This window comes from Rheinheimera fenheensis (genome assembly GCF_039871805.1).
Taxonomy (GTDB): domain Bacteria; phylum Pseudomonadota; class Gammaproteobacteria; order Enterobacterales; family Alteromonadaceae; genus Alishewanella; species Alishewanella fenheensis.
The window spans coordinates 1-3,012 of record NZ_JBDPJM010000020.1 but is presented as its reverse complement, the minus strand read 5'-3'; the positions used below and the strand labels follow the sequence as shown (position 1 = coordinate 3,012).

The following is a 3,012-nucleotide window of genomic DNA, read 5'->3' as shown; positions in this document are numbered from 1 at the left end:
AGTGTAGCATTCGCTATGCGAGAGTAGTTCACCGCCAGGCACCCAATACCAACCCCGCTCTCTAGAGCGGGGTTTTTGTTTTGCGCTTATTCAGCGGCATCATTACAATAGCGCTATTCGCGACAAATGGTCTCACCATGCATACTTTAACTAATGTTTCAGCAGTTCCTTATTCTACCTTTCGCTTCAATGCTAACTTGCATCAGCTAACTGAATTTAGCTCGATCGATGAGTTGCAACAAATGCGATACGACAGTGCGCCAGTGGTGCTGGGTGAGGGTAGTAACACCATTTTTATGCAAGACCTGCAAGCAGCTGTATGTCGTTTTGTGGCAAACAATAAAACAGTCAGTGTGCTTGATGACAATTTTTCCTTAGTTCACGTCGAAGCTGGGCATAACTGGCATCAATTAGTGAAATGGGCGGTAGAGGAAAAGCTCTGGGGTATTGAAAACCTTGCGTTGATCCCAGGCTCTGTGGGCGCAGCCCCTGTGCAAAATATCGGCGCCTACGGCGTTGAGCTGGCGGATAGCTGCCTGTATGTTGATTTTTATCACTGGCAACAACGCAAGATAGAGCGTATAGCTGCCGGCCGTTGTCAATTTGGCTACAGAGACAGTGTATTTAAGAAAGCCTTAGCCGGTAAGGGTATTATTGTTGCTGTAGGTTTATTACTGTCAAAAATGGCAAAGCCGGTACTGAGTTATAAAGGTTTAGATCATCTTACAGCTGACACGGCCATAGAAGATATTTTTGATCAGGTGATCGCTATCCGTAGCGCTAAGTTACCCGATCCGGCAAAGCTGGCAAATTGCGGCAGTTTTTTTAAAAACCCGGTAATTAGTATGCAACAGTTTACTAAGCTACAAGCGATTTTTACTGGTATGCCCGGTTTTGTGCAGGACGATGGTAATGTAAAAGTTCCTGCGGCCTGGCTGATAGATCAACAGGGATTTAAGGGCCAAACTGTTGGTGACGTTGCTTGTTATGAGCAACAACCTTTAGTGCTGGTGAATCGGGGAGCGGGCTCAGCACGGGAATTGGAGCAGCTTATCAATGCTATTCAGACTAAGGTGGCATCAGCTTATAGCATACAGCTTGAACCTGAAGTCAGAATGCTGGACGCCAAAGGGCAGCTGATGCAATGACAAAAAGCAGTTTAATAACTCAGCGACAGTTGTTAACTGCGCTGAGTACCGGTGATTTTCTGTCAGGTCAGTTATTGGCAGAAAGACTGGGTGTTAGTCGCACAGCGGTAGCCAACCATATTAAACAGCTACAACTGCTTGGCTTAGACATTTATAAAGTAAAAGGCCGCGGTTATCGTCTTGCCGCACCATTAAACTTGCTGGACGCGGCTTACATTAGCCAATTACGACAGCACGGCAGTCCAGATATCCTCGTACAACATATAACGGACTCAACAAATAATCAGCTAATGCTAAAGGTGTCGCTAGGGCAGGTCACACAGCCAGGCTACACGTTGGTCGCTGAGGCACAAACGGCCGGACGTGGCCGTCGCGGTCGTAGTTGGTATTCGCCTTTTGCATCAAGCCTTTACTTTTCGCTCTATTGGCGTTTAGAGCAGGGTATTGCCACAGCAGGTGGCTTAAGCCTGGTGGTCGGTATCGCTTTGGTGCGTTTATTACGCAGGTTGTATAACCTGGATGCCAAGATCAAATGGCCAAATGATGTCTACATCAACGATAAAAAAGTATGCGGTATTCTGGTTGAATTGAGCGGCCAGGCAAACGCGGCTTGCGATGTTGTTATAGGGATCGGGTTAAATATTCGTCTGCCAGAACAAGCCGGCGTTAATATCGACCAGCAGTTTACCGATCTGGCTTCTGAGGCCGGTGTTATGGTAGAACGTAATCAGTTAGTTGCCGCCTTACAAAGCCAGCTTATTTCTGTGCTGGGTGAGTTTAATTTGCGGGGCTTTAGTGACTTTGTCGACGAGTTTAACCAGTATAATCAATATCGGTTACAGCAGGTACGACTTTGCGGAAATGAGGAAGTTGTCGGTATTTGTTTGGGTGTCGATAGCCAGGGTGGATTGTTGATACAGACTGTCGCTGGGTTACACAGCTATTTTGGTGGCGAATTGAGTTTACGTCCAGGGGTGTAAATGTACTTATTACTTGATATTGGTAATACCCGCGAAAAAGCCGCCTTGGTAAAAAATGGTAAGGTGACTGCATTACCACAACTGGCAGCTGATAATTTGGCAAAGCTGCCGATAAAGGCGGTGTATTTTGCCAGTGTCGCCTCGCAGGAAAAGGTCGCGGTCATTAAACAACTGCTAGGTTTGGACCATTTGCCCTGGCGTCAGGTTTATTCTGATGCACAGGCCTATGGTGTGCGTAGCAGCTATCAGCAACCGCAAACACTGGGCGTAGACCGTTGGCTGGCAATGCTTGGTGCGCAGCTATTGTTCAATGGCCAAAATGTGCTTATTGCGGATGCCGGTACAGCCGTTACCCTTGATTGGCTGGATAAGTCAGGCCAGCATGGTGGTGGCTGGATCATTCCTGGTCTTAAAATGCAGCAACAAGCCGTGGTAAAAAACACCGCTAAAGTCTTTAATGCTGAGATGTTTAATGGCCGGCTTGAGCCGGGCATTGATACAGTCACGGGCTTACAAAATGGCTGTTTAGCTGCCGTATTAGGAGCAATACGCCTCGCCTGGCAAGATACACCGGCGGATAAGCTGATCTTAACCGGTGGAGACAGCAAATTTTTGAAACCACATCTTAGTGATTTACCGCTTGTTGTTGAGCCATTATTGATATTTTACGGATTGGCTCGTTATATCGATATGTAGCCATTGCTTTGTGCACTTTATGAGCGTTTAAGCGCGAAATTCGCGCTTTTTTGGTTTTTTCTGTTGCACGCCCACCGGCATTACACTAGAATTCGCACCCACTGACGTAGTGCCGCTTTAGCTCAGTTGGTAGAGCAACTGACTTGTAATCAGTAGGTCATCCGTTCGACTCGGATAAGCGGCACCAT

At 47.0% G+C, this 3,012-nt stretch carries 3 protein-coding genes and 1 tRNA gene; all 4 read left to right on the top strand.

The features are described 5' to 3' along the window. The first annotated feature begins 137 nt into the window (after positions 1-137). Entirely contained in the window at positions 138-1,148 is a 1,011-nt protein-coding gene (murB, locus tag ABGI61_RS16710; RefSeq protein WP_347603458.1) for a UDP-N-acetylmuramate dehydrogenase, read from the top strand. Beyond that, positions 1,145-2,128, top strand: a complete 984-nt coding sequence (gene birA / locus ABGI61_RS16705; protein WP_347603455.1) for a bifunctional biotin--[acetyl-CoA-carboxylase] ligase/biotin operon repressor BirA — start codon at positions 1,145-1,147, stop codon at positions 2,126-2,128. The genes murB and birA overlap by 4 nt, the downstream gene beginning before the upstream one ends. Continuing rightward, positions 2,129-2,824, top strand: coding sequence for a type III pantothenate kinase (locus tag ABGI61_RS16700; protein WP_347603452.1), 696 nt, complete (start codon positions 2,129-2,131; stop codon positions 2,822-2,824). It begins immediately after the preceding gene. A gap of 111 nt (positions 2,825-2,935) precedes the next feature. Then, positions 2,936-3,011 (top strand) — tRNA-Thr (locus tag ABGI61_RS16695). The last annotated feature ends 1 nt before the right edge of the window (position 3,012 follow it).

Excerpts from the sequence above, each read along its gene's own strand:
- murB (WP_347603458.1), top strand. The coding sequence starts at position 138 with ATGCATACTTTAACTAATGTTTCAGCAGTTCCTTATTCTACCTTTCGC.
- birA (WP_347603455.1), top strand. The coding sequence starts at position 1,145 with ATGACAAAAAGCAGTTTAATAACTCAGCGACAGTTGTTAACTGCGCTG.
- ABGI61_RS16700 (WP_347603452.1), top strand. The coding sequence starts at position 2,129 with ATGTACTTATTACTTGATATTGGTAATACCCGCGAAAAAGCCGCCTTG.